Origin of the sequence: Acinetobacter sp. SFD, from assembly GCF_001647575.1 — a bacterium.
GTDB classification, from domain to species: domain Bacteria; phylum Pseudomonadota; class Gammaproteobacteria; order Pseudomonadales; family Moraxellaceae; genus Acinetobacter; species Acinetobacter pecorum.
This window is the reverse complement of record NZ_LSZJ01000011.1, coordinates 89,827-115,854: the sequence shown is the minus strand read 5'-3', so window position 1 is coordinate 115,854 and position 26,028 is coordinate 89,827. Positions and strand designations below refer to the sequence as shown.

General features: G+C 42.3%; 28 protein-coding genes and 4 tRNA genes. 16 read left to right on the top strand and 16 right to left on the bottom strand.

Going from position 1 to position 26,028, the window contains the following annotated elements; genetic code table 11:
• Window positions 1–249 precede the first annotated feature (249 nt).
• Together AY605_RS06020 and AY605_RS06015 are read right to left on the bottom strand one after the other, a co-directional pair.
• On the bottom strand, window positions 250–948 hold the full coding sequence (locus tag AY605_RS06020; protein ID WP_064095547.1) for a pirin family protein: 699 nt from the start codon (window positions 946–948) through the stop codon (window positions 250–252).
• Between the two features lie 180 nt (window positions 949–1,128).
• A complete protein-coding gene (locus AY605_RS06015) occupies window positions 1,129–2,343 on the bottom strand; it encodes a L,D-transpeptidase family protein (RefSeq protein ID WP_064095546.1) in 1,215 nt (404 codons plus the stop codon).
• A gap of 204 nt (window positions 2,344–2,547) precedes the next feature.
• Between AY605_RS06015 and hemE the strand changes: the two genes are divergently transcribed.
• The 5 genes from hemE (at window position 2,548) to AY605_RS05990 (ending at window position 8,608) form a co-directional block, all read left to right on the top strand.
• The gene (gene hemE / locus AY605_RS06010) at window positions 2,548–3,618 is read left to right on the top strand and encodes a uroporphyrinogen decarboxylase (RefSeq protein WP_064095545.1); all 1,071 of its coding nucleotides are present in this window, start codon (window positions 2,548–2,550) and stop codon (window positions 3,616–3,618) included.
• 10 nt (window positions 3,619–3,628) lie between these two features.
• A complete protein-coding gene (locus AY605_RS06005; RefSeq protein ID WP_064095544.1) occupies window positions 3,629–4,432 on the top strand; it encodes a DUF817 family protein in 804 nt (267 codons plus the stop codon).
• Between the two features lie 143 nt (window positions 4,433–4,575).
• Window positions 4,576–5,046, top strand: a complete 471-nt coding sequence (locus tag AY605_RS06000) for a DUF3015 family protein (RefSeq protein ID WP_064095543.1) — start codon at window positions 4,576–4,578, stop codon at window positions 5,044–5,046.
• A 77-nt stretch (window positions 5,047–5,123) separates the two neighbouring features.
• Window positions 5,124–7,010: a DUF4105 domain-containing protein gene (locus AY605_RS05995; protein WP_064095542.1), complete on the top strand. Its 1,887-nt coding sequence runs from the start codon at window positions 5,124–5,126 to the stop codon at window positions 7,008–7,010.
• 200 nt (window positions 7,011–7,210) lie between these two features.
• Window positions 7,211–8,608 carry a diguanylate cyclase gene (locus AY605_RS05990; protein WP_064095541.1) on the top strand — a complete coding sequence of 466 codons (1,398 nt, stop codon included), beginning with the start codon at window positions 7,211–7,213 and terminating at the stop codon, window positions 8,606–8,608.
• Window positions 8,609–8,618: 10 nt separating this feature from the next.
• Here the strand turns inward: AY605_RS05990 and AY605_RS05985 are convergent, their stop codons facing one another.
• The 4 genes from AY605_RS05985 to AY605_RS05970 form a co-directional block, all read right to left on the bottom strand.
• Window positions 8,619–9,176 (bottom strand): DUF4385 domain-containing protein, encoded by a 558-nt coding sequence (locus tag AY605_RS05985; protein ID WP_155857661.1) that lies wholly within the window; start codon window positions 9,174–9,176, stop codon window positions 8,619–8,621.
• Window positions 9,177–9,477: 301 nt separating this feature from the next.
• Window positions 9,478–9,837 (bottom strand): cupin domain-containing protein, encoded by a 360-nt coding sequence (locus AY605_RS05980; RefSeq protein WP_064095539.1) that lies wholly within the window; start codon window positions 9,835–9,837, stop codon window positions 9,478–9,480.
• A gap of 63 nt (window positions 9,838–9,900) precedes the next feature.
• Window positions 9,901–10,449, bottom strand: coding sequence for a GTP cyclohydrolase I FolE (folE, locus tag AY605_RS05975; protein WP_171254931.1), 549 nt, complete (start codon window positions 10,447–10,449; stop codon window positions 9,901–9,903).
• 93 nt (window positions 10,450–10,542) lie between these two features.
• Entirely contained in the window at window positions 10,543–11,220 is a 678-nt protein-coding gene (locus AY605_RS05970; protein WP_064095537.1) for a Smr/MutS family protein, read from the bottom strand.
• A 254-nt stretch (window positions 11,221–11,474) separates the two neighbouring features.
• Between AY605_RS05970 and AY605_RS05965 the strand changes: the two genes are divergently transcribed.
• Together AY605_RS05965 and AY605_RS05960 are read left to right on the top strand one after the other, a co-directional pair.
• Window positions 11,475–11,903, top strand: coding sequence for a GFA family protein (locus tag AY605_RS05965; protein WP_064095536.1), 429 nt, complete (start codon window positions 11,475–11,477; stop codon window positions 11,901–11,903).
• A gap of 67 nt (window positions 11,904–11,970) precedes the next feature.
• Window positions 11,971–12,219 carry a hypothetical protein gene (locus AY605_RS05960; RefSeq protein WP_064095535.1) on the top strand — a complete coding sequence of 83 codons (249 nt, stop codon included), beginning with the start codon at window positions 11,971–11,973 and terminating at the stop codon, window positions 12,217–12,219.
• Window positions 12,220–12,313: 94 nt separating this feature from the next.
• Here AY605_RS05960 and trpC read toward each other — a convergent pair whose 3' ends face one another.
• The 3 genes from trpC to AY605_RS05945 are packed head-to-tail and all read right to left on the bottom strand — an operon-like array spanning window position 12,314 to window position 14,781.
• Window positions 12,314–13,120 carry an indole-3-glycerol phosphate synthase TrpC gene (trpC, locus tag AY605_RS05955; protein WP_064095534.1) on the bottom strand — a complete coding sequence of 269 codons (807 nt, stop codon included), beginning with the start codon at window positions 13,118–13,120 and terminating at the stop codon, window positions 12,314–12,316.
• A 20-nt stretch (window positions 13,121–13,140) separates the two neighbouring features.
• A complete protein-coding gene (trpD, locus tag AY605_RS05950; protein ID WP_064095533.1) occupies window positions 13,141–14,187 on the bottom strand; it encodes an anthranilate phosphoribosyltransferase in 1,047 nt (348 codons plus the stop codon).
• Between the two features lie 9 nt (window positions 14,188–14,196).
• Entirely contained in the window at window positions 14,197–14,781 is a 585-nt protein-coding gene (locus AY605_RS05945; protein WP_064095532.1) for an anthranilate synthase component II, read from the bottom strand.
• 813 nt (window positions 14,782–15,594) lie between these two features.
• Here AY605_RS05945 and glnA point away from each other — a divergent pair.
• The 6 genes from glnA (at window position 15,595) to AY605_RS05915 (ending at window position 20,516) form a co-directional block, all read left to right on the top strand.
• Window positions 15,595–17,010, top strand: coding sequence for a type I glutamate--ammonia ligase (gene glnA / locus AY605_RS05940; RefSeq protein WP_171254921.1), 1,416 nt, complete (start codon window positions 15,595–15,597; stop codon window positions 17,008–17,010).
• Between the two features lie 90 nt (window positions 17,011–17,100).
• Complete coding sequence (locus AY605_RS05935; protein ID WP_064095530.1) at window positions 17,101–17,376, top strand: hypothetical protein; 276 nt, start codon at window positions 17,101–17,103, stop codon at window positions 17,374–17,376.
• Between the two features lie 2 nt (window positions 17,377–17,378).
• Complete coding sequence (locus tag AY605_RS05930; RefSeq protein WP_064095529.1) at window positions 17,379–17,885, top strand: chorismate--pyruvate lyase family protein; 507 nt, start codon at window positions 17,379–17,381, stop codon at window positions 17,883–17,885.
• Between the two features lie 5 nt (window positions 17,886–17,890).
• Complete coding sequence (ubiA, locus tag AY605_RS05925; RefSeq protein ID WP_064095528.1) at window positions 17,891–18,772, top strand: 4-hydroxybenzoate octaprenyltransferase; 882 nt, start codon at window positions 17,891–17,893, stop codon at window positions 18,770–18,772.
• Window positions 18,773–18,882: 110 nt separating this feature from the next.
• On the top strand, window positions 18,883–20,124 hold the full coding sequence (locus tag AY605_RS05920; RefSeq protein WP_064095527.1) for an alpha/beta hydrolase family protein: 1,242 nt from the start codon (window positions 18,883–18,885) through the stop codon (window positions 20,122–20,124).
• A gap of 128 nt (window positions 20,125–20,252) precedes the next feature.
• A complete protein-coding gene (locus tag AY605_RS05915) occupies window positions 20,253–20,516 on the top strand; it encodes a hypothetical protein (protein WP_064095526.1) in 264 nt (87 codons plus the stop codon).
• A 1-nt stretch (window position 20,517) separates the two neighbouring features.
• Here the strand turns inward: AY605_RS05915 and AY605_RS05910 are convergent, their stop codons facing one another.
• The 7 genes from AY605_RS05910 to AY605_RS05880 form a co-directional block, all read right to left on the bottom strand.
• Window positions 20,518–20,961, bottom strand: coding sequence for a DUF2726 domain-containing protein (locus AY605_RS05910; RefSeq protein ID WP_064095525.1), 444 nt, complete (start codon window positions 20,959–20,961; stop codon window positions 20,518–20,520).
• Window positions 20,962–21,020: 59 nt separating this feature from the next.
• Window positions 21,021–21,096, bottom strand: a tRNA-Asn gene (locus tag AY605_RS05905).
• Window positions 21,097–21,102: 6 nt separating this feature from the next.
• A tRNA-Asn gene (locus tag AY605_RS05900) sits at window positions 21,103–21,178 on the bottom strand.
• Between the two features lie 289 nt (window positions 21,179–21,467).
• Window positions 21,468–21,543: transfer RNA gene (locus tag AY605_RS05895), tRNA-Asn, on the bottom strand.
• Window positions 21,544–21,549: 6 nt separating this feature from the next.
• A tRNA-Asn gene (locus AY605_RS05890) sits at window positions 21,550–21,625 on the bottom strand.
• Between the two features lie 148 nt (window positions 21,626–21,773).
• Window positions 21,774–22,400: a superoxide dismutase gene (locus AY605_RS05885; protein WP_064095524.1), complete on the bottom strand. Its 627-nt coding sequence runs from the start codon at window positions 22,398–22,400 to the stop codon at window positions 21,774–21,776.
• A 153-nt stretch (window positions 22,401–22,553) separates the two neighbouring features.
• Window positions 22,554–23,312, bottom strand: coding sequence for a Nif3-like dinuclear metal center hexameric protein (locus AY605_RS05880; protein ID WP_064095523.1), 759 nt, complete (start codon window positions 23,310–23,312; stop codon window positions 22,554–22,556).
• 170 nt (window positions 23,313–23,482) lie between these two features.
• On the opposite strand from AY605_RS05880, the gene AY605_RS05875 reads away from it, so the two are divergent.
• The 3 genes from AY605_RS05875 (at window position 23,483) to rutD (ending at window position 25,930) form a co-directional block, all read left to right on the top strand.
• Window positions 23,483–24,664: a S1C family serine protease gene (locus AY605_RS05875; protein ID WP_064095522.1), complete on the top strand. Its 1,182-nt coding sequence runs from the start codon at window positions 23,483–23,485 to the stop codon at window positions 24,662–24,664.
• A 136-nt stretch (window positions 24,665–24,800) separates the two neighbouring features.
• On the top strand, window positions 24,801–25,058 hold the full coding sequence (locus AY605_RS05870; protein WP_064095521.1) for a hypothetical protein: 258 nt from the start codon (window positions 24,801–24,803) through the stop codon (window positions 25,056–25,058).
• Window positions 25,059–25,138: 80 nt separating this feature from the next.
• Window positions 25,139–25,930 carry a pyrimidine utilization protein D gene (gene rutD, locus AY605_RS05865; RefSeq protein WP_064095520.1) on the top strand — a complete coding sequence of 264 codons (792 nt, stop codon included), beginning with the start codon at window positions 25,139–25,141 and terminating at the stop codon, window positions 25,928–25,930.
• Window positions 25,931–26,028 lie beyond the last annotated feature (98 nt).

The following is a 26,028-nucleotide window of genomic DNA, read 5'->3' as shown; positions in this document are numbered from 1 at the left end:
TGATCAAAGCTATACAGCGTTTGATTTCCTGGAAATAGATCAGTTTATATTCACCTAAATAGTGCTGTGGTTAGGTAAAAATGTGATGAGAATTGGTTGGATTTGTATAGGTAGTAGGCATAATTTTCTTAGTGAGGAAACCTTATAATGATTCTGCGAACTTATATTTCTTATTCATTATTCTATGTATAAAAAAGGCTATTCATCAAAATGATCAATAGCCTTTGTAGAGGGAGCCTTATTAAAAGCTTAGTTTGGTACTTCAGGTAAGTCAAACCAGATGACTTGCGCATCTTCACTTGCTTTAATTTCGGAGTCTTCCAGAAAAGCAATTGCACCACCCGCCTTAACTGTATGTTCTGCAATCTCGACAGTACCAGAAACCACATGTACATAATTAATATGCTGGGTTGCTTTGACTTCCAGGCTCTGGCCTCGCTGAATTACCGCAGTTTTGACTTCGGCATTCTGACGAATATGCATCGGTGCATTGTCATTTGGACCACAAATCAAATGCCACTGGTTGGGTTGCTCATGGGGATCCAGACGGATTTGCTGATAGTTCGGCTTGGCATCACGTTCATTGGGAATAATCCAGATCTGTAACAGATGGACCTGTTCATCACCCTGGTTCATTTCACTATGTCGTACACCTGTTCCGGCGCTCATGAGTTGCCATTCACCCGCAGAGATTCCGCCATGATTGCCCATGCTGTCCTGATGGGTAATGGTTCCCTTCAGCACACAGGTCAGGATTTCCATATTGTCATGCGGATGTGTGCCAAAACCCTGATGTGCATCAATTAAATCATCATTAATCACGCGTAAGGCACTGACTCCCATGTAGTTCGGATTATACCAGTTACCAAATGAGAAGCTGTGTTTAGACTCCAGCCAGCCCATTTTTACATGACCACGATTTTCACTCGGATGTAGAAAAGCTTTCATGATTTAATCTCGATATTATTTTGAACTTGAGATCATCATACTGTCGTTTTAAAGCTGAAAAAATCTCAAATAGGCGACAGATCATTGCATTTTTGCAACGACACAGCTCAAAGCAAAAACTCAGGAATAAAAAAGCCCGCTCAAAAGCAGGCTATTCTATTTTAACCGGTAGAGAGGTCATTATTCTAGGAAACGGACCGTCACACCAGATTTCACTTTACGGCCTAAGTCATTGGCATCCCAGTTGGTTAGACGGATACAGCCATGCGATGCAGTTTTAGAAATTGCAGACGGGTTTGGCGTACCGTGAATACCAAAGGATTTTTTACTTAAACCAATCCAGATATTGCCGACCGGACCATTTGGACCAGGTGGTAAAGATAACGGTTTCTTGTTATTGCCCTGAACAAAGTTGCTTGGTGAGTAGCTATACCATGGGTTTGGAGCTACTCCAGTCACTTTATAAGTACCGGTAGGAGATGGAGTGTCCGAACTACCAATAGTGGCAGGGAAAGAGCCGATCATCTGGTTACGGTTATTAAATAAATATAACTGTTTGGCACCTTTATGCGCCACAATTAAATGGATGTCTTCAGGAACTTCGTTACGGATATTGGCAACAATCAGTTTTTCCCCGGCTTTTTTAAAGGTCGCTTTCGGATTTAACTTTTTCAAAAAGTCTTCATCCATATGGAACTTTTCGCCCAACATTTCAGATACACGGGTGTAATACAGGCCTTTCATTTTAGCCTGCAAGGCGTAATCATGCGGAATAGACTGGGCATATGGACCTTTCAGGTCATCCTCAGTGATGGTGTATTCAACAAAGGCAGGTTTAGAGCCCTGTTTTGCTACCAGCGCATCCCAGGTTTCTTTAGTCAGTGTGCCAGTAGGCTTGATGCCGTTCATTTGCTGGAAAGAAGCAATCGCTTTCAGCGTATTTTTACCGCTGGTACCATCAATTGCACCTGGAGAAGCATGTGCATTATTCAGCATGACATGAGCACGTGCATAGACAGGAAATTGACCTTTACCGATATTTTCATACCATTCCGCATTATTAAGACCGTCTAAGGTCCAGGAAGCTTTGGCTGCAGCCGAGCTGGCTGGAGTTTTACTGGTTGGAGCGGCGCCAATATCAGCAGTCTGGTCTTCAGTATTTTGTAGTACATTCAGAGCGTCAGAAGCTTTCTTCAGGTCTTGTTGTTCTTGGGCAGTAATTCTGGTTTCAGCCTGGGCTGCCGAAGCTTCAGTCGCCAAAGGATCAATCGGATCCTGTACTGAAACATCAGTTACTACTTGGGGGTTTAATGGTTGTTCAGCAGTAGACGCAGCGAAAACAGTACCTGCGAAAATGCAACCTAGACTCACAGCGAGCATTGTGCGAACGAACATGTAACTCAACCTTAAAATATTTCTTAACTATGTGAAAAAACACTATAAGTATTACAGAAAAAATGTGGAGATGCAGTAGTTGTTTTGTGTAATTGATCACATTTGATCACGACATATGATCGGTTTTAAAAGTCGGCAGAAGTTATTAAAACTGTAGCCTTTTTGCTATGATGTCGGCAATGTCAAAGAAAGATGGGAATGTGAATGACGACCTTAAAAAATGATCGTTTTCTGCGCGCACTGTTGCGTGAGCCTGTAGATGCTACACCCGTATGGATGATGCGTCAGGCTGGCCGTTATTTACCAGAATATCGTGAAACACGTGCCAAAGCTGGAGATTTCCTGTCTCTTTGCAAAAATACAGAATTTGCCTGTGAAGTGACCTTACAGCCTTTGCGCCGTTATGATCTGGATGCTGCGATTTTATTCTCAGATATCTTGACGGTTCCGGACGCTCTGGGATTGGGACTGTATTTTGAAGCCGGGGAGGGTCCTAAGTTTCATAAAACTGTACGTACCGAGCAGGATGTCGCAAACCTGCCTGCATTTAATGCCAAGTCCGATCTCGACTATGTGATGAATGCAGTTTCGACCATTCGTTCAGCCTTGGGTGGTCAGGTGCCTCTGATTGGTTTCTCGGGAAGCCCTTGGACTTTAGCGACATATATGGTCGAAGGCGGTTCAAGCAAAGATTTCCGGTTTACCAAACAGATGATGTATGCGCAGCCTGAAGTTTTGCATGCTTTACTGGACCGTCTGGCTGATGCAGTCACTGAGTATTTGAATGCGCAGATTGATGCGGGTGCGCAAGCGGTACAGATCTTTGATAGTTGGGGTGGGGCATTAGCACATCGTGAGTATATCGAGTTCTCGCTGAACTATATGCAGAAGATTGTCGCTGGCCTGCAACGTGAGAAAGACGGTCGCAAGATTCCGGTGATTCTGTTTACCAAAGGTGGTGGTCAGTGGCTGGAACCGATGGTTACCACAGGTGCAGATGCATTTGGACTGGACTGGACGACACCATTGAATGTTGCTCGTCAGACCATTGCTGGACGTGCAGCACTTCAGGGTAATCTGGATCCTGCCACTTTATATGGTTCATCAGAAACCATCATGAAAGCGACCAAAGCCATGCTGGACGATGCCTATGCCAATGGGGAAAAAACCGGTTATGTCGCCAATCTGGGGCATGGTATTACCCAATGGGTCGATCCGGCCAAGCCTAAGGTATTTATTGATACCGTACATGAGTACAGTGCTAAATATTTTTAGGATGTGAACTTTGATTGACCTACTTAAATCAGGGTTTGAATTTACCTATAAGGCAGCTTCGGCTGCCTTATTTGGGATTTTACTCCTGCTGGCTTTTGCGCTGACCGCTTCTATGGGCAGTGATCGTTTTTTTGGTTTTTACCGCTATGACTATTTACTGTTTTTTGCCCTGATCATTCAGGTATTGCTGCTCTATACCAAACTTGAATCCTGGGCTGAAGCTAAAGTCATTGCCCTGTTTCATTTCATGGCTATGGTCATGGAAATTTTTCTGACCCATCCAGCAATTGCATCTTGGCATTATCCTCAACCTGCAGTCTTTAAAATTATGACTGTGCCTTTATTTGCCGGTTTTATGTATTCTGCAGTCGGCAGTTTTTTTGCCCGTTCTTTGCGCTTATATCAGGTGTCATTCGAAAAGTTACCGCGTTTTAGTCATATGCTGGCTCTGGCGGTCTTGTCTTATATCAACTTTATGAGCAAGTTTTTTATTCCCGACTATCGGGTGATTTTATTTGTCTGGAGCGTGGTCATGTTCTGGAAAACCAAAATCCGCTTTCAGCTGAATCAGCATGCTTTTCAGTTGCCGATGCTACCGGTACTGCTGATTCTGGCATTTGTTATTTGGATTGCCGAGAACATCAGCACCTTTTACCAGATCTGGCTCTATCCAAGCCAAGTAGAAAAATGGCATATGGTGGGGTGGGGCAAACTCGGGTCTTGGTATCTGTTGTTATTGCTGAGTCTGGTGTTGGTATTGAAAATCTTGGGACAGCGTAATTCGCAAGGCAATTGGACGCTCAAAGCGCAGTAAAATTATTCAGGTTATGTTTATGTAAAGCATGTATTTTTTCGATTGCGCCAAACTTGACTTATCGCTACTCTGCTCAGTATGTAATTTAAATTACATAATTAGAGTAATAACAAAGATTGCATGAGAATAATCGGAGAATAAATATGTTGAAAAAAATTATGCTCGCTGTGGTTTTGGCAACGGGTTCTGGTATGGCGATGGCGGATAACGATGTCGGTTGTGGTATCGGTAGTCAGGTCTGGGCGGGCCAGTCAGGCATTATTCCTAAGCTACTTGCAGGTACGACTAACGTTCTGTTTACGAATCAGTGGCTCGGGATTACTTTTGGTACTCTAGGATGTAGTCAAGGTGGTACTGTAACTGCTCAAGTGGTGACCTTTACCAATGAAAATGCTGAAGCACTGGCACGTGATATGGCGGTTGGCGAAGGTGAAAGCCTGAATGTACTGGCGGAACTACTTAATATCAAGTCTGAAGATAAAGCACGTTTCTTTAGCGTTTCCAAGCAAAATTTTTCTGAAATCTATTCTGCGCATAACCAGAATACCTTACAGGTTTTAAACACCTTACAAACTGTGATGGCCAAAGATGAAGTCTTAAAAGCTTACATCTGATTCATACCATAAAAACCCTGCTGTTCTGGCAGGGTTTTCTTATGATTAAAAGAAATTGATGAGAATAAGTTAACTGAATGAAATATGCGTTCTTTGTGCTGGGCCTCACATTCAGCCCTTTAAGTTTTTCCAGTGAAATTAATTCAGACATCCAGCATTATCTGGTTCAGGCCGAAACACAGCATCTGGACCAAAGCACTACCTGGCAACGTCTGATGTATGCCAATCCCAAAGGTCATAGCGAAGTAAGCTACTCAGGATATTTTCTGGCAGAACAGGGAAAAACCGATTTAAAAAAGGAAATGCAACATAACATTCAGGCTTTATTTTTGAGTGCAGAACCGAATCAGTCCGTGCGCTGTAAGTTTCCGGCACGAAGCAGCTGGTTAATGCAGCAACTGGATATTTCTGAACAGCAATTGCCTGCGGTCAGCTGTCCGGATTTGGAGAAATGGCTAGGCGAAGTCAAGCCTTATCAGGCGACCCTGATTTATGCCACGGATTTCATGGGCAATCCCAGCTCCATGTTTGGTCATACCTTGTTGCGTCTGGACCCTAAAGACCAGCAACAACTTAATCTGATTTCTTATGCCGTCAACTATGCTGCAACGGTTAATAGCAATGATAACTGGTCCTTTGCCTGGAAAGGACTAACCGGACAATATCCGGGTGAATATTCACTGATGCCGTATTACCGCAAGGTCAAAGAGTATGGTGACTTCGAAAGCCGGGATTTATGGGAATACGAATTAAACTTAAGCCCGCAAGAAACCAGATTTCTGGTACAGCATCTTTGGGAAATGCAAAATGTAAGTTTCCCTTATTATTTTATCAACGATAATTGCTCCTATCGTTTACTCGGGTTGTTTGATCTGGTTCGTCCCGAGTTAAATCTACAGAAACAGTTTAATTCGACTGCAATTCCGATTGAAACGCTGAAAGTCGTAGAACAACAGGGCCTGGTTAAGCAGAAAGTTTATCGTCCGGCGCTTGAGACTCAATTGCTGGCTCAGTCCAGACAGCATGGCAAAGTTCTGGCAAAAAGTGCACATCAGTTAGCTTATGCAGAAGCAGACACAATGCCTTCAATCTTGCAAGATTATCCGGCAGAGGATCAGGCCAAAATTCTGGAAATGGCCTATGATCATTTATATCTGGATTTCCTCCGGCAGAAAGTCGATGAATCATTTTCCCAGCCACGTTTCCGCAAGCTATTGGGTTTAAGAAGTCAGCTGAATGTCGAGAAACAGCGTAAAGTACCGGAACGTCCAAAAATAGATCCGGTACAAAGCCATCATGCACGCAATATCAGTATTCAGGCCGGACAGGTTCAGGGTGAATCTTTTGTCCAGCTTGGCCATCGGCAAGCCTATCATGATCTTATTGATCCGCAAGGCGGTTTTCGAACCGGCACACAACTGCTGTTTCTAGATGGGGCTTTGCAATATCGTGACAGTGAACTCAAACTGGAGCATCTGGATCTATTGACTGTCAACTCCTATAACCCGATCAATCCGTTTAATACACCCTTGTCCTGGGGTTTTAATCTGGGTTGGCAACAGGAAGCATTAGATGCGCATGGCCAATTTAGTGAAAATGAACAACATGGCGTTGCCAGCTTAAAAACTCAGGTTGGCTATAGCTGGGCAAATGCCAGCCGTGAACATCTATGTTATGCACAAATGCAAACTCAGCTACAGGCAGGCAAGGCACTCGATCAGGGCTGGCGCGTAGGTGCTGGTCCCACCGTGGGTTGTCAGAATATCTGGAGCGATCATATGAACAGTCTGGTACAGGTAGAGCTGCCGTATTGGGAGGATTCGCATCACTGGCACCTGAAATTGAATACCCAGCTCCAATATGCGTTCAATCCACAACATGCGCTTCGGCTGTCTTGGACGTATCAGCAACAGCAATCCAAAGACTGGGATCAATGGAGCCTTGGCTTGATACGGTATTTTTAAAATAGGTTAAAATAGATTTAAACTATTCATCAATCCTTGGTTCTCCATAAGGCTGTCTTTGCGCTTGCCCTTGTCTTGTATAGAGAGTGGCTTGGTCTGATACAAATAATCTGATCAATATTTTAGGAAAAATACCTGATATTTGTTATATTTGTCACATAATGTGAGTGCAAATTTCAGAGTTTTGGGGAACAGGCAGTATGGATAATGAATGCATGGCAAGGTTGGCCGAGCAGTGGAAACAGATCTGTCAAAATTATTCATCAGATAATTTATTGCATGCCTTTCAGTTTATTCAAGACCACTCCCTGATTCTGGTTGAAGAGTTCTATAAAAACATGCTTATCGAAAAGGAATCTGCAGAATTCTTTTCCGATGACCTGATTCAGAAGCGCTTGCGTGACACCTTGAATGCCTGGTTACTTGAAAGCTTTAGTGTAGGAATTAATAAACGTTATGCTGATGCCGTACAGAAACAGGCATTGGTGGGGCATGTGCATGCACGTGTCGGGATTCCATCCTGGTTGATCATGCGCGGTGTACGTGAAATTGAACGTAAAATGTTTGAACTGCTGGATGAAAATCCTGAACAGGGTATGTTGACCACCTGCAGTTATATTATCCAAATTATGGGCTTTGCCACAGAAATAATGTGCCGATCCTATGAAGCCAAAACAGCCCTGAACCAGGAAATCAAACACAGCTATCGTGTTTTTTCAGCAATGCAGGATGTGGCCGTACAAAAAGATAAACAGCGCAGCTCACTGCTGGACTGGGAAAATGAACTCATGTTCAAGGTCTTTTCCGAGCATGAGAAATTGAATCATCCGATGTTGTCCAAGTCGGAGTTCGGTTTATGGTTTGTCCATAAAGCCTCTTATGCTTTTACCGGTTCTGATCAGGTCGATTTAATCATTGAGCGGATTTATCAGGTTGATGAACTCAATCAAGATATTATGAACTGTACGGATAAGAATAATATGCTGGGGTTGATCCAGAAAATCCGGAATCTGAATCGTGAAATTCAGCTATTGGTAGATCAGTTATTTCAGGTCGCCGAGTATATTGAATCAGGCAATGATTCCTTGACTCAATTACTGAATCGTCGTTATTTGAATACGATTATTTCACGTGAAATCACTTTTTCTCGCAAGAATCATACCCCCTTGTCTTTACTTGCCATTGATGCCGACTATTTCAAAAGTATCAATGACAAATTCGGGCATGCTGCAGGTGACCTGGCCTTGAAGTTTCTGGCCGAAGGCTTGCAAAAATACAGTCAGGGCAGTGATTATGTTTTCCGGATCGGCGGTGAAGAATTTTTGCTGTTACTGGTGGATACTGATGAAAAACGCGCCCTGAATATCGCAGAAAGTATTCGTAAATATATTGAAAACGGCATGATTAATTCGGTACAAGGCCATCAATTTAAATTTACCGTCAGTATTGGGTGTGCCCTCTATGATGGACATCCGGATTATCAGCGCTTCCTGAACGCGGCAGATTCTGCCTTGTATATGGCGAAGAATAACGGGCGTAACAGAGTATATATGGCTCATCAGTCCGTAAACCTGGCCGTACAGCCACTTTCAGTCTAAATTATACGCATTATCCAGTTAGAGACCTCTGCTCTATATATTCCTGAAATTTCTGTTTTTGCTCAAGATATGCTGGATGGGTTTTGGCTTCATCCCATTTCTGTTTAAAAATTTCGGCAGCAGCGGCTTTAACCGGATCTTCCTGATGGCGTGGCAGCTCTAAACGGCTATGTGCGCCACTCAAGCCTTTTTTATCTTCTGGAACTGGACCATCGTATTTTTTGCCACCTTTATGGTTGGCATAACGACGCGCACGGGTAAAACCCATCTGTAAAAACTTGCGTGCCATGTCTGCCCCGATAAAATCTTCTTGTTTCAAATATTCTAGGAAAAGCTGGTAGATCTTGTCACTGCTGGCTTGGGCTTTGTCTGCATCGGCAAAGCGCCAGTGCGGCAGGATTTCCGATTTGTAAGGTTCGACCAGTAACACGCCTTGTTCACCACGGCCAATCCGGTACAGTTCTGGTCGTTTGCGGAAATTAATTTTTTTAAAGTCCAGGCTATAGTCAAAACTGTTTGAATAAATACGTGAAGTGCGTTTAAGAGGATCGGGCTGCTTCTTGCTCATGGTAACTTCCAGTATTTGCATACCTGAATCATGCAATCATCTAACAGCAAAATCTGTATTTAAACATGACAGAAAATGTAGTTTAGCAATCCGCAATAGAGGATATGAAACGACTGATTTTCATTTTTTATTTATAAAAGTAAAAGAAAGATTCAGATCATATGCTGAGAAAGTTTTTAGCTAAACAAGCGTTATGCAAAGAATTTCAAAAATGAGAAAGGCCTAAAGAATATTAAAACAGTTAAGAAATTTATTACGAAACTCCTTAACTGTTGAGGAAAATAAAGTGCGAAAAAGCCTTTTAACATTCCACTACTACATAATACTTTTTAACAGCTTCAACCACTTCAAAAGTGCCGATAAAACCAGGAGGAATAATACCGGCTTCACCTGCCTTAATTTCAACAAATGACTGTTTTTGAGTGTCATGTAAACGTACGATGCCTTCAATGACCTGAAAAAATTCCTGTTTATTCTCGGTAAATACAATATTCCAGGCACCAATTTCACATTGCCAGATGCCGCAGTCCATATGAGGATGCTGATAGGCACTCTGAGTCAGACGTTTAGGATTGGCTTTGACCAGACGATCTGGTCGTGGATAATCGACACTTTCCTTCGCCTGACTTAAACCCTGACCCGCAATCCAGATAGATGACATTTTGGTAGCCTCGTCGTGATAAAAAAGCCCCAATATCAATTGAGGCTTCCACTTATGAATTTATTAAAAATTTTCTGGAACTGCACTTAAAAATTCACGACGTGTTTCTTTATCGGTTTTAAAATCCCCAATAAACGATACCGTACGAGTAGTTGATTCCTGCTTGCCTACACCACGCATCATCATACACATATGTGCAGAATCAATCATGACTGCAACACCGCGTGCTTTGGTGACTTCAGCCACTGCTTCTGCAATTTGCTGGGTTAGATTTTCCTGGATTTGCAAACGGCGCGCAAACATTTCTGTAATGCGGGCAAATTTGGATAAACCTAAAACATGGCCTTCCGGTAAATAGGCGATATGCACGCGGCCATAAAATGGCAATAAGTGATGTTCACAGAGCGAATAAAATTCGATGTTTTTGACCAGTACCATTTCACGGTTATCAGAAGGGAAGACCGCCTTGTTGGTTACTTCCTCAAGTGTCTGGCTATAACCCGATGTTAAATATGAAAATGCTTTCGCAGCGCGCACTGGCGTATCTTTGAGACCAGGGCGATTGAGATCTTCGCCAACGGCAGTAAGAATGTTTGCGTAGGATTGCTGCATAGTCATATGACGTATTCACTTAAACTGAGAATGAACAAGGACGGCATTGTAGCAGAAAACTTTTACAATGCCTTGTTTTGGAGCTAAAACCGTTTATTGTTTGAACTTTGGATTCTTTTCCGCACGTTTCAGCAGAACCAGTACCGCACCAGTACCGCCCTGTTTTTCAGGGGCACTGACAAAGGCCAAAACGTCACGATGCTGACGCAGCCAGCCGTTGACATAGGTTTTTAAAATCGCTTCTGGGCCTTTGCCATGTACGATCTTAATCACGTTTTGATTTTCATCTTTGGCGATCTGGATAATCTGCAGCACGGCTTGCCGGGCTTCTTCTACGGTACAGCCATGCAGATCCACAGCTTCAAACCAGCGCAAGTTGCCGGCTTTTAAGTCTTCAAAAACTTTATGTTGCAAGGTCGCAATACGATAGCTCAAGTTGGCCTGACTGCCGACCGGATTCAGCATGGCTTGAGTATCTGAAAGAACGGTTTCATCGGTGTGCATTGGACCTTCGGCAGCGGCACGCTTTGCCAGAATTTGTGCATCCGGCTTTTTCTTGGCAGATTTTTCAATTTTGGCAGTATTGCCGGCATCGATTTTTTGTACGCCTTGCATTTGTTTACGAAACAGGTCGAGGTCTTCAGCCTGTTCTTGCTCCGCTGTTTTCACGACAGGGGCAACAGGTTCAGCCTTAGGCTGACTAATTTGCTTTTTTAAATCTTTCAGTAAGTTGTACTGATCTTTAGAAAGCGAAGAATCATGTTTGCTCATAATCTGAAAATGGGGAGAGAAACGGAATTTAATAGAATTATAGTCTTAAATGGCTGAAAGGAGAAATGAAATGCGTTTATAACCACATAACATAAAAATTGGACTTTAAAATAGCGGCACATTTTTACAATCAAAAGCCGAATCCGCTGTAAATAAAAGATGTTTCGTGATTTTTCTGATTTGATCACTTAAAAAGTTGCTTCTATGGAATATCTCTTTTTAAATATAAGATAATATAATCGCGAAAATAAAAAATGAATTATTCAGGCAGCTGTTTATGCGGCAAGGTAAAATTTAGGGTTAATACAGACATTCATAGCATGTATCACTGTCATTGCAGTTTGTGTCGGAAACAGAGTGGCACGGCCGCCAATGCAGCCACTTTAATTAATCAGCAATATTTTGAATGGACGTCAGTCACGTCCTCAATATCCTGTTATCAAAAAGAGACTGGCTTTCGCTCCCATTTTTGTCAGCGCTGCGGCTCACCCGTTCCCAATCAAGTAGGCACAACTGCATTGATATGGATTCCTTTAGGGTTGTTAGATAATGCACCAAAGATTCAGCAAAAATTAAGTTTTTGCCTGAGCTCTAAAATTACTTGGGCAGACGAAATCAAGGTGAATCAAAGCTATGCTGAACTGCCGGAGTTTGAAGAACTGCTATCTTATTTTGATCAGTAAAATGAAGTTTTCAGTTATAAAAATGCATAAGTCCGATATATATTCTTAATAAAAAGGAAATAAGAATATGTGGCAGCTTCAATATTTTTATAGCTTGAGTATTGTCGGCTTATTTTCGCTCATTTTATTCGATATCCAGTCAGCAAAATTATTCAGTCCAACATTGATTATTTTTATGTTCGCTGCAATGTTTGCAGGATTATATTTTAAGACCAAGGCTCAAAGTGCAGGGGCTCGTGTCGAGGCAGTACTTTGTCAATCTTCGCCTATTTTATTTCCACTCTCTTTAGTTCTGCTTAAAACAATTGCAATGTAATTTGAGTTTATCTGCTGTGAAACTTTGCTGAATAAAATTAAAAAGCCCAATTCTGAGATTGGGCTTTTTTAATGCTTAGGTGAGCATTTACATTTTAAACCGCTTCAGGCTCACCAAACAGATCGCGGAAAGCATGATCCGGATGTGGCTGTTTCATGAAGCTTTCACCGACCAAGAAGGCGTGAATATCATTTTCCTGCATCATGGCCACATCGGCAGGAGTTGCAATACCGCTTTCAGTCACCAGCAGGCGTGAAGGATCCAGTAATTTTTTCAAACGTAATGATGTGTTTAAATCGACATCAAAGGTTTTTAAATTACGGTTATTCACGCCGAGCAGACAACGATCAGAAAGCTTTAAAGCACGTGATAGTTCTTCTTCATCGTGAACTTCAACCAGTACATCCAGGTGATGTTCAAATGCAGTTTTGGACATTTCTTCTAACTGCTGGTCAGACAGACAAGCCACAATCAGTAAGATACAGTCTGCATGCAGGGCACGTGCTTCAATGACCCCATAAGGGTCGATCAGAAAGTCTTTACGCAGTGCAGGCAGATCACAATGTGAACGGGCGATCTGAATATTATCATCATGACCCTGGAAAAAGTCTACATCGGTCAGCACCGATAAACAGGCTGCGCCTACATCCTGGTACTGTGCCGCAATTTCCGCAGGGTTGAAGTTCTCGCGAATAATCCCCTTGGATGGTGAAGCTTTTTTAATTTCAGCAATCACACCCGGACGTTTCGACATTAAAGACTGTGCAAAACCACGTACAGGTGATGCACCCTGAGCCAGCTCCTCCAGATCTTTATAGCTTTTCTGCTTTAAACGCAGGGCAAATTCTTCTTTTTTACGGTCAACAATCTTGCCTAAAATTGTATTTGCAATATCCACCATGATCAAAATTCCTGACCGAATTAAGCTTCGTAATGTTTAATGGTTTTGGTAAATTCAGACAGCACACTCATTTTTTCAAGTGCCTGACCGCCGTAAATAATGTCATGTGCCAGCGCAACACCTTGCTTATAGCTGCTGGTTAAACCGGAGACATAAATACCCGCGCCGGCATTCAGCGCGATCATATTAGCGGCTTTATCACCGATGTCTGATTTTTTCTTGCCCAGTGCATCTTTGATTAAAGCCAGACTTTGCGCAGAATCTTCCACAATCAGTCCAGTCAGGGTTTGCGATTCAATATCGACCGATTCAGGAATAATTTCCCATTCCGTGACTTCGCCATTTTTCAGTTCAGCGACATGAGTTGAAGAGGCAATACTGATTTCATCCAGACCATCACGTGAATGTACTACCATCACATGTTCAGCACCAAGCTGTTTCATGACTTCGGCAATAGGACGGCAGAGTTCATTGGAAAATACACCAATGACTAAACGATTTACTCCGGCCGGATTCGTAAGCGGGCCAAGTAAGTTGAAAATGCTGCGAATCCCTAATTCTTTACGTGGGCCGATTGCATATTTCATGGCTTGATGATGATTAGGTGCAAACAGGAAGCCGACACCGACATCACGGATACAGCGCTCGGTCTGCTGCATATTCAGGTCCAGATTAATCCCGGCCTGTTCCAGTAAATCTGACGAACCTGATTTGGTCGAAACGCCGCGGTTACCATGTTTGGCAATGGTTGCGCCCGCTGCTGCAATTACAAATGCCGAAGCAGTAGAGACATTAAACAGGTTCTGGCCATCACCGCCTGTACCGACGATATCGACCAGATAAGGAATGTCACTGACATCAATTTTGGTGGCAAGTTCACGCATGACACGTGCAGCTGCAGTAATCTCATCAATGCTTTCGCCTTTAAGGCGTAAGCCCATCAGCAGGGCACCAATCTGGGCATCGGTCGCTTCACCTGACATGATGGCACGCATCACGTCTTGCATTTGATCCTGAGTCAGGTGAATGTTTTTAGTAATATTGCTTAAAGCTTGTTGAATATTCATAAGATGTTCTTAGGCATAAATTTCGAGAAAGTTTTTAAAGATTTGATGACCATGCTGGCTCAGAATCGATTCTGGATGGAACTGCACGCCTTCGACCGGCAATGTCTTATGTTTCACACCCATAATTTCTTCCATAGAGCCATCCGCTTCATTGGTCCAGCAGGTGACTTCCAGACATTCAGGCAAGGTAGCTTGATCAATCACCAGTGAATGATAGCGCGTTGCAGGAAATGGAGAAGGAAGATTGCTGAAAATCCCGGTATTACTGTGGTACATATCAGACAGACGGCCATGCATCACACGTTTGGCACGCACGATATCGCCGCCAAATGCCTGACCAATACTCTGGTGACCAAGACAAACGCCCAGTAAGGGAATTTTACCAGCAAAATGCTGAATTGCAGGAATAGAAATTCCTGCTTCACTTGGCGAGCACGGTCCAGGACCAATCACTAAATACTTGGGTTGCCATCGCTCTATATCTTCCAATGTCACGGCATCATTACGGACTACTTTTACTTCTTGATTCAGTTCGCCAAAATATTGGACGATGTTATAAGTAAAGGAGTCATAGTTGTCGACCATTAAAAGCATGAGCTTAACCTATTGAAATTAATGCACTTAACTGTGCTAAAGTTGTCCCGATCGTACTTTAATTCGCGCTTATTGCAAGCACTTGGGTAACACAACTAAATCATTGATTTCATTGTGTGAAAATAAAGCACGCTTCATCATAGCAAAAAATAGCCATATTCGGCGCAACAATTTCATCAAATTTGATGGCTTAGGAAGCCGATCTAAACAGAATGGAAATTATTGAATCATTATTTTAAGTAATAGACTTACCATTAGAAAGTTATAAGTATGATTAGTTTTAGAGTAGAACTTAAAAATTAAAAAGAAAGTTAAAAAAAGATTAAAATTTTTTGGTGAAAAAAACATCACTTGAATCAGACCGCGTGATATAAAATTTTATTTCAAAAGTATAGTTAAAGAAAATGCCTCAAAATAATCAGGTGATCCTAAGTCAATCCGGAAGTTTTCTTTACTGATATCTCATAAAAAATGCTTAATTCTTAGCTAAAACTAAATAAAAACTAAACAAAAGTTGAAAAAAGCAGCATATCCACTATAAAAAATTATGTTTCTAATACATTTTTATTCACCACTGCACTATTTAGGTGCGCTAAAAAATAAAGCTGAAATAAAATAAATGAAGAATGCTTGAATATAGTGCATTTAGTTTTGCAGCTAGTATAATAGCCGCAAAGTATTTTTATTAATTCATGAATTCTTATAAAGAATTCAAGATTTTATCTATACTTTTAAAAGTTGGTATGGTAATTGCTTAATAACTATCAACTGCTAACACGCACTTCACGGGTGCAACAAAAACATCGGAGCAAAATGAGCATGGCGAACAAGGTCCTTCAACTCATACAAGAAAGTGGCGCAAAATGGGTCGATTTTCGCTTTACTGATACCAAGGGTAAAGAGCAACACGTTACTTATCCAGCAGACAGTATTGATGAAGATACATTTGAAGACGGCAAAATGTTTGACGGTTCTTCAATTGCAGGTTGGAAAGGCATCGAAGCATCGGACATGATTTTACGTCCGGACGCGGAAACTGGTTTTATTGACCCGTTCTTTGCAGAGCCAACAGTTGTTGTAACTTGTGACGTAATCGAGCCATCTACTGGTCAAGGTTATGATCGTGATCCACGTTCGATTGCGCGCCGTGCAGAAGAATATTTGAAATCTACCGGTATCGGTGATACAGCATTCTTTGGCCCAGAACCAGAATTCTTCGTATTTGACGAAGTAAAATGGGAAATCGACATGTCTGGCGCGCGCCATACATTGATTGCTGAAGAAGCTGCATGGTCAACCAACAAAGATTATGAAGGCGGCAACTCTGGTCACCGTCCACGCGTAAAAGGCGGTTACTTCCCAGTTCCTCCTGTAGATTCTTCACATGACATGCGTGCTGATATGTGTGCGCGTATCGAAGACATTATGGGGCCAGGTCGTGTAGAAGTGCATCACCACGAAGTTGCTTCTTGCCAGTTAGAAATTGGTGTGAGCTTCAATACTATGGTGCGTAAAGCAGATGAAGTTCAACAGTTCAAATATGCAGTTTGGAACGTTGCACATCAATATGCAAAAACTGCAACCTTTATGCCTAAACCAATGGTGGGTGATAATGGTTCTGGTATGCACGTGCATATGTCGATCTCTAAAGATGGCAAGAACCTGTTTGCTGGTGATGAATATGCAGGCCTTTCAGAAATGGCGTTGTACTTCATCGGTGGTGTAATTAAACATGCGCGTTCTTTGAATGCGATCACTAACCCTTCTACAAACTCGTACAAGCGTTTAGTACCGCACTTTGAAGCACCGATTATGCTTGCTTACTCAGCACGTAACCGTTCTGCGTCTATCCGTATTCCTTACGTATCTAGCCCGAAAGGCAAGCGTATTGAAGCACGTTTCCCAGATCCAATGATGAACCCGTACCTAGGTTTCGCAGCATTGCTAATGGCGGGTATCGACGGTATTCAAAACAAGATTCATCCAGGTGAAGCTGCTGACAAGAACTTGTACGATCTTCCACCGGAAGAAGAAGCAAAAATCCCTACAGTGGCGCACAGCCTGGATATGGCTCTTGATGCGCTTAAAGCGGACCAAGATTACCTGCTTAAAGGTGGTGTGTTCACCAAAGAAATGCTTGATGCATACATCGAGCTTAAAACTGAAGAAGTTCGTCGTCTGAACACGACTACTCATCCAGTTGAATTTGAAATGTACTACAGCTTGTAATTCTTTCCGAATTAAAGCGAAGAAAACCCGCGCATGTCGCGGGTTTTTTTGTATCATCTGTTTATAATTTTAAATGATTGATGGGCTTAAATGGCACAACGTAAAAAGCACACCAGCTTTTATCCATGGATTGATCCAAAAGATCATGACAAAGGTTTCAAACTGAATTTCTCTGAAGTGACTTATGTTGAAGTGGGGCGGACTCCCGAGGGTTATAAGCAGGCTCAATTCGTGGCACTGAAAAATCCGGAAATGGCACTGGATTATGCTTATCCAGAATCATTTTATTTGAGTGCTGAAGGTTTTATTTTAATTAAGACTCCGCAAGGCAAATATGAAATCATTGCAAAAACAGATAACTGTTAACAATGAATAGTCGTTCTAGAAATCAAAATCCGCGTGTGTTGCGGTCAGCTCTGCCGGCTGAGTTAAAACCGTGGCTGTATGCCTCAGGTTCGCTTACGCAGCAATTGACCGATTTGGCGCAGGGACAATTTCATGTCGAGCCAATTCAAGAGCATTTTCAGCGTTTAAGCTTTGCCAATGCCAAATGGATGCAGATGTCACCTCAGCATACTTCCTGGGTGCGTGAAAGTTATCTCTATGGTTCGGAACAATCTCCTTGGGTGAAAGCCAAAAGTATTTTTCCAATTTTAAGCCTGCAAAAAAAAGCCCGAATTTTTCAGCATATTGGCACCAAACCGATTGGCTGGTTTCTGTTTCAACGTACCAATCCACTATGCGAGCGCCGGGTGGTACTTTTAGATGAGGGCTGGACCCGTCAGAGCTGCTATACTTGGCACGGCTGTAAATTTATCGTACAAGAAACATTTTTACCGGCATTTGAACACTTTATACAAAATTCACAGGCTTGATTTTTATGGCAACCGCACAAGCAATCACCTGGCGTGAGCGTCTTAGCGCCTATTATTATCTTTGTCGTTTTGATAAACCGATTGGCACTGAACTGGTCTTTTGGCCCACCATGTGGGCGCTGTGGATTGCTGCTCAGGGCATGCCACGCATTGAAATTTTAATTCCCATGATTTTGGGGGTGATTTTTATGCGGGCAGCAGGTTGTGCCATTAATGATTTTGCTGACCGTAAAGTCGATGCACATGTAGAGCGTACTAAAAACCGTCCGTTAGCGACCGGAGTTATCAGTGCCAAAGAAGCCGTGATGGTATTTCTGGTTTTGGTGGCTGCCAGTGCCTGCCTGCTTCTTTTCCTGCCGATTGAAACCTTTTACTGGTCATTCGGGGCTTTGTTTTTAGCGTTTATTTATCCTTTTATGAAGCGCTATACCCATTTACCTCAAGTCTTTTTGGGTGCAGCATTTTCCTGGTCGATTCCGATGGCCTATACTGCAGTCGGGCAAACGCCGGATTTAACCTGCTGGCTTCTATATTTTGGTAATCTGGCCTGGACCGTCGCCTATGATACCCAATATGCAATTGCAGATCGTGAATACGATTTGAAAATTGGGGTAAAATCGACAGCGATCTTATTTGGTCAGCACGATATTCAGATCATTAGTGCATTGCAGGTAAGTAGTATTTTATTGATAGGTGCTGCATTATGGCTAGAAAATTTACTGGTTCCATTTGGTCTGGCTGCACTAATTGTTGTTGCTCTTGATTTTATTTACCAATGGTTTAAAACTCGAGATAAAAATCCACAGCTGTGTTTCTGGGCGTTTAGGCATAACCGCTGGATTGGATTCATAATCTTTGCTGGAATTTTTCTGGCTCTTTGGTACTAACCGTCTATCGGCTAATAACAAAAGCGTCCTATAAGGATGCTTTTTTTTATGCTTAATTTTGAGTGATCTCGATAAAAAGAGATAGGGAATAACAATAAAAGGATAGAAATATGCAGAACAGTTATAAGAAATTGATGTTGGGCGTACTGTGTTCTTCGGTACTGTTTTTATCTGCGTGTGGAGATGATGATAAAGATGATTTCTTTGTTGCACAGCCCAAGGTTTTTCTAAGTGAGCAAGCATATACCCAAGATGTGATGTCTCAAGCCTCAAGTATCAGGGTAATGCGTTATAACATGCCTAACGTACAAGAAAAAACTGCAGAAGCTACCGCGTTGGTGATCTATCCTAAAACCCCGCAACCAAGAGATGGTTGGCGGGTTGTTGTATGGGAGCATGGCACGGTGGGTAGTGGAGATAGTTGCGCACCGAGTCGAAATAGCTTTAATCCACGTTTTAAGGCTATGGCAGAAAGTTTACTTGCGAAAGGCTATGTCATTGTCGCACCTGATTATGAGGGGCTAGGTACAGAGGGTATTCATCCTTATTTGCATTTAAAAAGTGCGGCGCAGTCTGCAATTTATGCAGTGAAAGGGTTTAAGCAGCAACAAGGAAATAAGTTTAATGGGGCCTGGGTTTCTGTGGGACAATCCCAAGGAGGGCATGCTTCGCTTGCGACTGCAGAGTTTGCAGGGAATGATCCAAATTATAAAGCAGCAGTTGCAGCAGCACCTGCATCTAGTCTGGGCTATATTATTGGTACAGTTGCACCGCAAGCTTTAAATAAATTGATTTTAGGTGAAGGAGCAGGTGCCGTTCAACCAGGAACTGCGAAAGCTGTTTATTCAGAACTTCTTGCCTATGCAGCTTATGTTGGTGTTGGAATAAAAGCCTATGAGCCAAATTTTGCTTATCAAGCTATCTTTGAAAGCACATCTGAGCTGGTTGCAGAACGTGCTGAAGGTACGACTGGTGAAAATGGTCTGTGTTTAGAAGATTTAATCACAGCTTTTAGTACGGATATGGATCAATGGTTACAGCAAAATCCTGGGAAAACAGTGGTGGACTATCCAGGGCTGACTGATAATTTTGATCAAAATTTATCTGTGAAAAATTTCTTAAGGGATAATCAGCCTGCTACCAAAAAAATAAATGTACCGGTAATGATTATTCAGGGTAAAGAAGATAGGGCAGTACCTTATGATGTTACAGATGCCTTGCAAAAGAATTTGGTGGCTTTGGGTACGGATGTGACTTTCCTAGGAGTTGATGGTGCATCACATACTCAAGCAATCGTTTTAAGGAATAGAGAGCTTGTAGAATTCATTGAAGAAAATATGCCAGCGAAGTAAAAATAAAAGCGAAGATATTAAAAGGAGCTACGGCTCCTTTTTTATTCTCGCATTTTCAAAATTTGAGCAAGAGCTTTAATTTGTTATAGTAGGGGCGAAAGTTAAATGATTGTAAAAATAGGTTTGTTATGTCTGAGCAGTCACAGCCCCGCAGTGTCAAAAAACTTTTGATCTTCGGTACGCTTGCCCTCTGTATTCCGGTATTTTTAATTAGTATGGCATTTCTCGCAGTAAATAGTGATGCTAAAAATCAGGAAAAATACAAGCAGCAGCAGGCAGATATGATTGCACGTATTGAAGCACGAGAGGCTGCTGAAAGGCTCAAAGCAGAGCAGGAAACTTTAGCAAATTCAACTCAAGCTGCATCTGAAAGTACAGTAACCGTTCCTTAACTTATCTTAAATCCCTTTGCAGTTGTCTAATAGTTGGAATCTGGGTATATCGAATCACGGTATATCCTGCTGCAATCAGCATTGCATCACGTTCAGCATCTTCCTGTTCTTTGCCAATATGACTCGGATCATCTAATTCAATAATCGCCACCACATTATATTCGCGATCCAGTACCACGAAGTCTGTAACTTTACGATTGAACTGATTGCGCATTTTGATCTGGTCATGCGTAATCAAGGCGCTAAACGCAACTTGGGCCAGAATATGATGATGAGGAAAGGCATCTTTTAGACGGGTAAACATCCTGCTTTCAAAAGCAGTAATCACACGTTTTGGATAGAATTTCTTTTGACGGGTAAACAGATGTGGGAAGAGCAGACAAACTAATGCAAAGGTTGCCAGGCAACCAATCACAAAAAATATAAACTGACTCAAATCAAACATAGATCACAGATAGAGAAAATAAAAAAACCCACTTCGCAATGAGTGGGTTTTTAGAATCCTGGCTCTCCCACCTGGGCTCGAACCAGGGACCTGCGGATTAACAGTCCGTCGCTCTACCGACTGAGCTATGGGAGAATAGATTGGCTCTCCAACCTGGGCTCGAACCAGGGACCTGCGGATTAACAGTCCGTCGCTCTACCGACTGAGCTATTGGAGAATCTGACAGCGATTATAGAGAGATTTGAAAAGGGGTCAAGGCACTTTTAGAAAAAAGCAGCATAAATTGAATCAAGTGTTTTAAAAATAGTCGAAAAGGTTTGTAGTTCAAACTGTTATGTTTATGTAAAGCGGTCCTAACCACAAAATCGCGATCAGCCTTAATTTTTATAAGCGAGCTGGAACATAAGCGATGAGTGGTTGATCGCCTATATAAATCAATATGATCTCAATTTTAAAAACACAGGTATAAAAAAACCCACTTCGCAATGAGTGGGTTTTTAGAATCCTGGCTCTCCCACCTGGGCTCGAACCAGGGACCTGCGGATTAACAGTCCGTCGCTCTACCGACTGAGCTATGGGAGAATAGATTGGCTCTCCAACCTGGGCTCGAACCAGGGACCTGCGGATTAACAGTCCGTCGCTCTACCGACTGAGCTATTGGAGAATCTGATCGGCATTTTAGGGAGGAATCGGCAGGTCGTCAATCAATTAATGTAAAGAAATGAATTGTTTGCTTTATAAATATTCATTTAGAGCCTAAAAATAAAAAAATCACCCAAAATGGGTGATTTTTTTAGCAAAGAAATAAAGAATTATTTCTCAACACCTGCAGGCTGGCCTGCATATTTCGCATTTGCATAATCCCAGTTCACCAGGCTTTCCAGGAAAGTAGAGATGTACTTAGGACGAGCATTGCGGTAGTCGATGTAGTAAGCGTGTTCCCAAACGTCAATCGTCAACACTGCAATTTTACCGTGCGCCATTGGCGTATCAGCATTTGAAGTTTTCATGATTGAAAGCTGGCCGTTTACTTCGTCAGCCACTAACCAAGCCCAACCTGAACCAAATTGAGTAGTTGCAGCAGCAGCAAATTCTTCAGCAAATTTTTCGTAAGAACCAAAAGCTTCGTCAATTTTTGCAGTCAAAGTACCAGTTGCTTTACCGCCACCGTTTTTAGCCATACAGTTCCAGTAGAATGTGTGGTTCCAAACTTGAGCCGCGTTATTGAACACACCTGCTTTAGAAGCATCACCAGCAGTTGCTGTAATAATTTCTTCTAGAGTTTTGCCTTCAAGCTCAGTACCAGCGATCAGGTTATTCAGGTTAACCACATAAGTGTTGTGGTGTTTGTCATGATGGTATTCTAAAGTTTCTTTGCTGATGTGTGGAGCAAGATCTTCGTAGCCGTAAGGTAATGCTGGTAAAGTAATGGTTGTCATGTTCTCAATTCCTTGCATTTTGCTGGGTTTTAACAATAAGTGGCGTTATTGTAATAGATAATCGGGCCGAAATGGGCATCGTGTATAAATAACAATACAGAATAAAGCCTGAAAATATATGAATAAAGCCACTGATCATAACCGTCAGTCGAATTAAATCGGATTGTTTAATTCGAAATAATCATACTCAATATTAAACTGTTCTGAAATAGCCTTGGCCAGGCGTTGCACACCGTATTTTTCAGTCGCATGATGGCCACAGGCATAATAGTGCACATTCAGTTCCTGAGCTTCATAAAAGGTCCGTTCAGACACTTCGCCCGAAATATAAGCATCACAGTCTTGTAGGGCCGCTTTTTGAATATAATCCTGCGCCCCGCCTGTACAGAAACCAACTTTTTGAATCAAGGATTTTTCTGCAGGCAAATGTAGTGCGTCAAAGCCGAGTCTTTCTGATACATAGGCTTTGAAACCTTCTGGAGTCAAGGACTGTTTTAAATAGCCAATATTGCCAATCGGATGTCGTTCGGTTGGATCGAGCTGTTCAATATTTTCCAGTTCAAGCAGATCTGCAATCGCGGCATTATTTCCTAAAACAGGGTGACTGTCTAAAGGAAGATGATATCCGACTAAAGAAATATCATTTTTAATCAGTGTTTTAATGCGTTTTCCACGCATTCCGGTAATTGGGTAAGCTTCACCTTTCCAGAAATATCCATGATGAACCAGCAGCAAGTCTGCACCTTGTTCAATTGCAGCTTCAATGGCACTCTGGGAAGCAGTCACAGCACAGAGGATTTTATTTACCTCGGGTCTGCCCTCAATCTGCAAGCCATTTGGTGCATAGTCCTTAAATTCACGGGTTACCAAGGTCTGGTCACACCAGTGAATAATATCGTTCAAATTCGCCATAAAAGTCCTGTTCGTTTAAAAGCTTGCCCATAGTTAGCTATGGGTCTGATTGTAACTAAAGCTGCACAAATCTCTGTGGATTTTTTTGTGTTTAGTTATGTATTTAGCATTACAATAGAATATAAATTACTTAGTCATCAACGAATTAAAATATTTTAGAGGATAATAACGTGCGCCGCACCTTTACATGGTTACCTTGGGTGTTACTGATTTTAGTCATTATCGGTTTTCTGGGGTGGCAACAACTCCAAAAACCAAAGGCACCAGTTGCGCCAGATGGCGTCAAAATGCCTGCTGAAAAAGTAGAGCCGTTGATTGATATTTCGCGCACAGGAGGCGTTGTCTCCTATAATGCTGCGGTTAAAGTGGCAGCACCGGCTGTGGTGAATATTTTTACCACTCAAAAAGTCAAGCAGCAGGCTCATCCTTTGCTGAGTGATCCAGTATTTCGTGAATTCTTTGGTGATCAGTTACCTGACCAGTATGGACAAAGCCCGAATGAAAACAGCTTGGGTTCTGGGGTGATTGTTCGTCCGGACGGTTATATCCTGACCAATAATCATGTGATCGCGCAGGCGGACCAGATTGTAGTGGCTTTGCAGGATGGCCGTCGTGCTGAAGCCAAGGTCGTCGGGACTGATCCGGATACAGACCTTGCCGTGATCAAGATCGAGCTGGATAAATTACCTGTGCTGCCATTTAAGCTCAGTGGTAACGAAGTCGGGGACGTTGTCCTGGCCATTGGTAACCCATTCGGTGTAGGTCAAACCGTCACTCAAGGAATTATTTCTGCCACAGGCCGTTCTGATCTGGGTATCAATACCTATGAAGATTTTATCCAGACCGATGCCGCCATCAACCCGGGTAACTCGGGTGGTGCACTGATTGATGTCGCCGGTAACTTAATTGGGGTGAATACCGCAATCTTCTCGCAGTCTGGTGGTTCGCTAGGGATCGGTTTTGCCATTCCGGCCAAAATCTGTCAGCAGGTATTGAATGCCATTCTGGAAGATGGCCGTGTCGTTCGTGGCTGGTTGGGGATTAGCTTGTTACCTGCCGAACGCGATGATGTGCTGCAACCTAAAGAAAAAGGTGTCACCGTCGCTGAGGTGCTACCAGATGGACCTGCTGCTAAGGCTGGAATCAAGCGTGGTGATAAAATTATCAAGGTGAATGAGGAAGAGATCAGCTCAGCCTCACATTTGATTAATTTTGTCGCCTTGCAAAAGCCGAACAGTACTATCCAGATTGAAATCGAGCGTGCAGGTAAACCGATGACGCTTGAAGTGGTAGTAACTGAACGTAAGGCACAAAATAGTGCTTCGCAATATATTCCTTTGCCAGGTCAGTAAATTTAAATAAAAAAATCCCTCTTGTTGAGGGATTTTTTTTTGGTTATCTTTTTATATTTAGATTACAAAACAAGAATATTTTATGTGATTTAAATCATTTAATTTCATTGAATAAAATTAAAAAGAGTACACAACAATGAGTTTTATGACTGCTGATCAAGCCAAAATATTATCTGATGTCGCAAATATAAATATTGAGATGTTCAAGCCACGTTTAGCGCAATTGATTGAAGATAATGCCAGACAGGGTAATACAGCGGTACTGACAGTTTTTCCCAAGCATCTGCCACTGGAAGAAATCCACCATCTTTCAGCGGAGTTGACAGAGCTGGGCTATAACGTACGCTTTGAGGTAGAGGAGTTCTATTACAGGTTCAATGTGTACTGGCTATAATTTTACCAACTGTTCAAAAATAGTCTTATTCAGGCATATATCTTGCTGTATTCATCTCATAGTTCAAATATGAGAGTTTTATGTCTTTGTTTATTCACTCTGCAGCACAGGCACATGCGCCTTATGTAGTGCTTTCCTCCGGCTTGGGCGGACATGCCAGCTTCTGGAATCCTCAAATTAAAGCCTTACAGCAAGATTTTCATGTGGTGACCTATGATCAGGAAGGTTGTCATTCGGATTCTGAACTCTTGCCAACGCCTTATTCCGTAGATCATATGGCCCGGCAAATCCTGGATTTATTGATCAATGAGGATATTTGTGAGTTTCATTTTATTGGACATGCGTTGGGTGGGCATATTGGCATGCAGCTCGCAACCTATCAGGCGGAGAAAAAATTTAGGTTGCTGAGTCTGACCATGCTGAATGCCTGGGGAGAACTGGACTCACATACCCAAAAATGTTTTCAGGCAAGGACTTCTTTATTGCTGAATAGTGGGGCAGAAGCCTATGTTCAGGCCCAAGCTTTATTTTTATATCCACCACACTGGATCTCAACACATATTGACCCATTAACCGAAGCAGAAAATAAGCAGCTCCTTGACTTTCCACCGATTCAAAATGTCTTGGCACGTATACAGGCGGTACAAGCTTTTCAACTAGAAGAAGTGCATCAGCAGGCACTCAAAAATGTTCCTGTACATCTGATTGCCAATCGGGATGATTTTCTGGTGCCATATCAACGTTCACAACAACTGCAGCAGTTATTGCCACATAGCCGCTTTAACCTGCTCGAAACGGGAGCACATGCTTCTACGGTGACTGAAACTGCTCTGATCAACCAAAATATACTGCATTTTTTAAAATCAGCTTGATATTTTTAGCCAATAAATCTGTTTATTTAAGTCAGACCTTGGGTCTGACTTTTTATTTTTTCTAATGAATCATTTTTATGGTATGAGCAGGAATTTTA

Bases quoted from the DNA above. Each gene is read 5' to 3' on its own strand.
- AY605_RS05960 (WP_064095535.1), top strand. From the start codon at position 11,971: ATGTGGCAGCTTCAATATTTTTATAGCTTGAGTATTGTCGGCTTATTT.
- AY605_RS06000 (WP_064095543.1), top strand. From the start codon at position 4,576: ATGTTGAAAAAAATTATGCTCGCTGTGGTTTTGGCAACGGGTTCTGGT.
- AY605_RS05945 (WP_064095532.1), bottom strand. From the start codon at position 14,781: ATGCTTTTAATGGTCGACAACTATGACTCCTTTACTTATAACATCGTC.
- AY605_RS05880 (WP_064095523.1), bottom strand. From the start codon at position 23,312: ATGGCGAATTTGAACGATATTATTCACTGGTGTGACCAGACCTTGGTA.
- rutD (WP_064095520.1), top strand. From the start codon at position 25,139: ATGTCTTTGTTTATTCACTCTGCAGCACAGGCACATGCGCCTTATGTA.
- AY605_RS06015 (WP_064095546.1), bottom strand. From the start codon at position 2,343: ATGTTCGTTCGCACAATGCTCGCTGTGAGTCTAGGTTGCATTTTCGCA.
- AY605_RS05985 (WP_155857661.1), bottom strand. From the start codon at position 9,176: ATGAGCAAGAAGCAGCCCGATCCTCTTAAACGCACTTCACGTATTTAT.
- AY605_RS05935 (WP_064095530.1), top strand. From the start codon at position 17,101: ATGGCACAACGTAAAAAGCACACCAGCTTTTATCCATGGATTGATCCA.
- folE (WP_171254931.1), bottom strand. From the start codon at position 10,449: ATGCAGCAATCCTACGCAAACATTCTTACTGCCGTTGGCGAAGATCTC.
- AY605_RS05980 (WP_064095539.1), bottom strand. From the start codon at position 9,837: ATGTCATCTATCTGGATTGCGGGTCAGGGTTTAAGTCAGGCGAAGGAA.
- hemE (WP_064095545.1), top strand. From the start codon at position 2,548: ATGACGACCTTAAAAAATGATCGTTTTCTGCGCGCACTGTTGCGTGAG.
- AY605_RS05990 (WP_064095541.1), top strand. From the start codon at position 7,211: ATGGATAATGAATGCATGGCAAGGTTGGCCGAGCAGTGGAAACAGATC.
- glnA (WP_171254921.1), top strand. From the start codon at position 15,595: ATGAGCATGGCGAACAAGGTCCTTCAACTCATACAAGAAAGTGGCGCA.
- AY605_RS05920 (WP_064095527.1), top strand. From the start codon at position 18,883: ATGCAGAACAGTTATAAGAAATTGATGTTGGGCGTACTGTGTTCTTCG.
- AY605_RS05870 (WP_064095521.1), top strand. From the start codon at position 24,801: ATGAGTTTTATGACTGCTGATCAAGCCAAAATATTATCTGATGTCGCA.
- AY605_RS05885 (WP_064095524.1), bottom strand. From the start codon at position 22,400: ATGACAACCATTACTTTACCAGCATTACCTTACGGCTACGAAGATCTT.
- AY605_RS05965 (WP_064095536.1), top strand. From the start codon at position 11,475: ATGAATTATTCAGGCAGCTGTTTATGCGGCAAGGTAAAATTTAGGGTT.
- AY605_RS05995 (WP_064095542.1), top strand. From the start codon at position 5,124: ATGAAATATGCGTTCTTTGTGCTGGGCCTCACATTCAGCCCTTTAAGT.
- AY605_RS05970 (WP_064095537.1), bottom strand. From the start codon at position 11,220: ATGAGCAAACATGATTCTTCGCTTTCTAAAGATCAGTACAACTTACTG.
- AY605_RS05910 (WP_064095525.1), bottom strand. From the start codon at position 20,961: ATGTTTGATTTGAGTCAGTTTATATTTTTTGTGATTGGTTGCCTGGCA.
- ubiA (WP_064095528.1), top strand. From the start codon at position 17,891: ATGGCAACCGCACAAGCAATCACCTGGCGTGAGCGTCTTAGCGCCTAT.
- trpC (WP_064095534.1), bottom strand. From the start codon at position 13,120: ATGGTGGATATTGCAAATACAATTTTAGGCAAGATTGTTGACCGTAAA.
- AY605_RS05930 (WP_064095529.1), top strand. From the start codon at position 17,379: ATGAATAGTCGTTCTAGAAATCAAAATCCGCGTGTGTTGCGGTCAGCT.
- trpD (WP_064095533.1), bottom strand. From the start codon at position 14,187: ATGAATATTCAACAAGCTTTAAGCAATATTACTAAAAACATTCACCTG.
- AY605_RS06020 (WP_064095547.1), bottom strand. From the start codon at position 948: ATGAAAGCTTTTCTACATCCGAGTGAAAATCGTGGTCATGTAAAAATG.
- AY605_RS05915 (WP_064095526.1), top strand. From the start codon at position 20,253: ATGTCTGAGCAGTCACAGCCCCGCAGTGTCAAAAAACTTTTGATCTTC.